At 43.3% G+C, this 5,204-nt stretch carries 4 protein-coding genes; all 4 read right to left on the bottom strand.

The window, feature by feature from the left end; all coding sequences use genetic code 11:
• The coding region (locus tag WBJ10_RS03490; RefSeq protein WP_424288166.1) for a polysaccharide biosynthesis/export family protein at positions 1 to 570 on the bottom strand (570 nt) is incomplete at its 3' end.
• 148 nt (positions 571 to 718) lie between these two features.
• Entirely contained in the window at positions 719 to 2,353 is a 1,635-nt protein-coding gene (locus tag WBJ10_RS03485; protein WP_424288165.1) for a hypothetical protein, read from the bottom strand.
• A complete protein-coding gene (locus WBJ10_RS03480; RefSeq protein WP_424288164.1) occupies positions 2,343 to 3,749 on the bottom strand; it encodes an undecaprenyl-phosphate glucose phosphotransferase in 1,407 nt (468 codons plus the stop codon). Before WBJ10_RS03480 ends, WBJ10_RS03485 begins: the two co-directional genes overlap by 11 nt.
• On the bottom strand, positions 3,750 to 4,877 hold the full coding sequence (locus WBJ10_RS03475) for a DUF1972 domain-containing protein (RefSeq protein WP_424288163.1): 1,128 nt from the start codon (positions 4,875 to 4,877) through the stop codon (positions 3,750 to 3,752).
• Positions 4,878 to 5,204 lie beyond the last annotated feature (327 nt).

Below are 5,204 nucleotides of genomic sequence, written 5' to 3'. Positions count from 1 at the left end.
GTATACTAGTCCAGCATAGGGCAAAAGGATGTTCCCGTCCGGTGTAATTTTACGGGTGATCGTCGTAGAATTTAGTCCTGTTACGTTGATAATCACTTCATCATCAGGACCAAGAACATAGTTCTTTGGGGTTGCAATCCTGATATTCGGTTCAAAGGTGAGTTTTGAATTATTGAAAAACTCATAACCGTAGACAGTAGAAGATGATTTTTGTACCTGATCAATAACTGTTCTAACCGTATCCCGCCTCTCAGGCATCGGGTCTGGGGCACGCTTTATCTGGGCCATTTTTGATTTCGCCCCGCTGGCTTGAATCTGACTAAGTCTTATCTTGAAGGCTTCAACCTCAGTAGCTGGTAAACCTCTCTGTATCGCCTGCTGGAATGCAACTTCTTCGGATACTCCGCTGCCCTGCAGCCTTTGCCAGAAATCAAGGATTTGCTGGTCAGATAGCTGGCTGACTTTAAAATTCTGTAAATTATCTACCGAGATGGTTTGAGAAAAGGAGTATTGAACCTTCAGAAGTGAAACGCTAATTATTAAAGCGATTAATATATATCGTAAACGCATGGAATGGCCGAAAATTTAGCTACAAATATAGGATTATATCCATAACTTGATGCTATAGTGTGTCAATGCGAGCGGAGGGAAGCAATCTATGAGGCTTCATAAAAGAGAGATTGCTTCGTCGTGCCTCCTCGCAAAGACAACGAGGTCCTTACATCCCAATACTTATACCAAAGTTGAATAAATTTGTCTTTACGTCAGAGTTAAAACCCTGGTCTGTTATCCTGGTATAACGGCTTTGGGCATAGACATTATGTATTATCTGATATGATAAGCCAAGCATCACTTCAGTCTGCGTTCTGTTAAGCCCAAAAAGGAATTCTGGTTGCGGCTCGGCATAATATTGCTGCTCTATAGTCCCGGCGGATCCTTTTCTGATATGCTGATATTGTATCAGGGCTTTTAAACGCGGGATGGCGGTATATTCCATAAACATCACCGAACGGTCGGCGTTATTTCCAATCCAGTCGCCTAATAAATAGTTCTGGCTTCGATACGACTGCGCATTGATCAGGTTTTGGTATACAAAAGGGTTTACCCGGGTATATTCATATCCCAGTGTTAAATAAGGCAGGATGTCGGTGACAGAGGCTCCTAAAGTGAAACCTAATTGGTTTCGGCTCTTAGAGGCGTCGAACAAAGAAGATGTACGTATCTCATCGATAAACGTATTTATGTACAAATGGGTGTTAGGGATATGATTCCGCGAACTTGCCTGCAGATAAAATTGGCCGTTTGAGCCAGCTGAGATATTATGTCTACTGGTATAATGATCATAAGCTTTAAAGAACATCACCGGCATTAAATAAGCGACATTCAATTTATCGCTATAAATAATAGATTCTCCTATACTCAACGCTAGGCCTTTTGCAGGGAAGAAGTTGAGGCTGTGGGTTGCCATGAACTTTGAGATATAGAACTCCCTGTCTCCGCCAAAAACCGCGTTTCCAGTGGGATAGGTTTTATTGGAATCAAGCAGGGAAGATTGAAGCCATGCATGGGCGTATTGGAAGCTCATCCATTTAAGGGGCCTGTAGTCTAATCGAATATGAGGATAAGATGGAGCTTTATCGGATAGAATAACCTTACCGCTTCGTCCATAGCCGAATTGCAAATTATCTTTCCCCAGGGAAATGGAGCCATTTTTCCAGCTATAAGTCATATGGCCCCTGATCTCGCTGTAAGATACCCGGTCCTGATTTACTGTATTCGTTCTTACGATGCCCTGATCGCTGGTGAAATTCTTCAGGCTGTCGACCCCCTCGCCGGATTCGGTATAATCCTGGAAGTAGAACTGGAATCCGATATTCTTACCCATATGCCCCCAAAACTGCAGGCCGTTCCCTTTTTTGAAAACATTGGTTCCATCGCCTTGCAGGGTTTCCAGTGTGAACACGGGTTCACCTCTCACAACGAAACCATCTTTCTCAACGGAAAGAAAGCGTAAGCGGCCGGACGAATCTTTTTTTGCGAAGTAAACGGATCCTGTATCACGAACCGGAAATTCAGAATATTCTTTCAGGTAGAATTTCAGTTCTTTCTCTTCCAGGAGAGATAAACGCAGCGTGGAATCAGACAGGGTGTTCAGGTGCCTGGCTATTTCCATTCTGCTCAATGGCTGAATGAAATCGGCAAATTCAATATTTCCCTTCTGGGCCTGGCGGGAAAGGAAATCGTATATTTCGTATTTAGGGTTCTCCCACACCACCTGGGCCTGAAGGGAACTGCTGAATAAGAAGATAAAAAAAGAAAATAATATAGATTTTTTGATAATGCTAATATGCATGCTGGTCACCCTTAATGATGGTAATAATGGTTTGTAAGATAATTTGAAGGTCGAGCTGAAAGGTCCAGTTGTGAATGTAGTATAAATCGTGATTAACCCTCTTTTGCATGTCGTAAGGCGTTTTAGTTTCACCCCGGCTGCCGTTTACCTGCGCCCATCCGGTGATTCCCGGCTTTACCAGATGTCGCAGCATATATCTGTCGACCTTATGCATAGAAGAGACATTAAGCGGGGTAACGTGAGGGCGCGGGCCAACGATAGACATGTTTCCCAGCAAAACATTCCAGAACTGTGGTAATTCGTCGATGTTCCATTTCCTCATAAATCTCCCCCAGCCCGTAACACGTACATCATTAGGGGAGGCCTGCAGGAATTTCCCGTTAGAATCACTTTCCGGGCTGTTTACGTACATGCTCCTGAACTTATAGCAAACAATTAAATGATTGTTAAGTCCCCAGCGCTCCTGTTTGAAAAGAACCGGGCCTTTGGATGTCAGCTTGATAATAAGTGCAATTAAAGGGAGCAGCCACCAGCCTAGAAAGACAAAAAACGACAGGGAAAACAGAACGTCAAATGCTCTTTTAACAATTTTATTGGCCGCCCTGTCCTGAGGTAAGGCCCGCAAATTGATTACAGGCAGCATCCCGATGTTATTTATCTGGATATTACTGGAGGCATAGGTATATAGATCCGGGATAATACGTACCCGCCTTCCATACAGATCGCAGGCTTCCATGCAAATCCGCATATCGTTATGCTGGGAATTTGGCAGGGCAATGACTACCTCATCAATGACATTGTCCTCAAGCACCCTTGAGATGTCTTCTATCTTTCCGAGGTTAGGGCAGCCATTTAATTTTTCGATCTCATTATCTAAAAATCCTACACACTTGTATCCGTAAAAATAATGGCGATTGATGGTGTCGTAGAAATCTTTTGCAGCCTGTGTGGCCCCGATTAATAGGATATTCTCGTTTAAGCGTCCGGTATAAAGAATTTGATGGAGGTATTTTCGGAGCATGTACTTCGTGGCTATTACCATCATAGTCAGCACCAAAAGAAATAGTGCAAGAAACTTATTACGGATATAGAGTTCCTCTCTTAGCATGAACAGGAAAAAGCTAAGAAGGATAAAGAAGAGGAAAACGGTAAACAGGATATAAATGATTTCCTCGGAGAACTTCTTCGACCTGAGGTCGGAGTAGAGGCTGGTAAATTGTGCAGCGATATACCAGGATACCACAGAAAAAATAAAAAGTATGGAGATAAAGGGTCTGCCCGGATATATAAATTCGGGTAGTGGGAAGTAATTGTAGGCAATTAAAAGCGCTACAAAAATTATGGGCGTATCAATGAGACAACGTACGATTCTGTATTTAAGATGTCGCTGGGTCATTTATTGCTTCTGTAAACTAATAAATTCCGCTCTGTACTGATCGGCGATAACATCCCAATTATATTTCTCAGTAAGCCCGTGTTTAACTTTATTCCTAAAGGATTCAACCTTCTCTTCCTGCGTTTCAATGAGGTTCATCTCAGTGGCTAGCGCGATGCTGTCTAACTCAAAAAACATTCCAAATTCTCCTTCATTCAGCATCTCACGGTTAAACGGAGTATCCAATGCAAGTATAGCACATTGGTTTGACATAGCCTTCAGCATGGCCGGATTAGTGCCGCCAAACTGGTGCCCGTGTAAATATACATAGCAATGCTGGTATAGGGACATTAACACATCCGCTTCTTTAACATAGCCCAAAAATATGACTTTTTCGCTTGCAAATCTCTTAATTTCCTGCGCATACACATCGCGATAAGGAACATCTCCCACGATGACCAGTTTCTTTGAGGAATTGGATTGAAGAAAGCCTTTTACAATTAAATCGGCATTATTATCCGGAACCAGGCGGCCTACTATGAGGTAGTATTCGCCAGCCTTTAATCCCAGCTTGTTAATATGGTTTTCTTCGGATTTTTTAAAGGGAGGGGCTCCGTATGCGATTACCTTGGTTTCTGCATTAAACAGTTCTTTGTATACTTTCTGCATGGCGACGGCGTCACAGATCAGCTGATCATATAACTTCGTCGCAGACCATGCGCCGAAATAGAAATATTTAGCACCCAGTCCTTTCCATTTCGGACGGAGCCATTCTAAACCGTCGGTATTGATCATGGTCTTTTTCCCGGTAAGTTTTGGGATCCAGCCCATAGGGCCGGCAGCCAGATTCAGGACAAATATGACGTCGACCGTAGTAAATGCTGCGTGGAACAGAGAAAGAAAGCAGTAGATGATTTGGTTTAGTGACTTGTGGGGCAGGGTAGGGATATAGTGAATGTGTATGCCATTAACCATTGCAGGCCTTTCAGGGAACAGGTTCTTTTGATTATAAACATGGACCTCCACATTTTTAGTGATCAATCGCTCACTGAGTTCTTTAACAAAGGTTTCATAACCTCCGTAAACGTATGGGTATCCTCTGGAACCGATTATGGCAATTTTTATTAAATCCGGATTGTTTTTGGACACGGGGGTAAAAGTAAGAATAATGTTTGTTTTTTGAGGTCCCTCGCTGCGCTCGGAATGACGATGAGATAAATGGATTAGAGGTCTCTCGCTGCGCTCGGGATGACGATGAGATAAATAGATTTGAGGTCCCGCGCTGCGCTCGGGATGACGAGCGGGTTTGTTTTTGAGGTCCCTCGCTGCGCTTCGGGATGACGAGCGGGTTTGTTTTAAGGGAAGGGGAGATTTCTCCTCGCGGAACGGGCCAGTTAAATGATCTAAAAGTTGATCGCTCGTCGAAATAAGGTCACATTACAAGCAGATAGTAGAACGAAAAAGGGGGGTCTATTT

Source organism: Daejeonella sp. (assembly GCF_049655485.1).
GTDB lineage: Bacteria > Bacteroidota > Bacteroidia > Sphingobacteriales > Sphingobacteriaceae > Daejeonella.
Note: the sequence above shows the minus strand (reverse complement) of the source record. Positions and strands in the feature narration are given on the sequence as shown.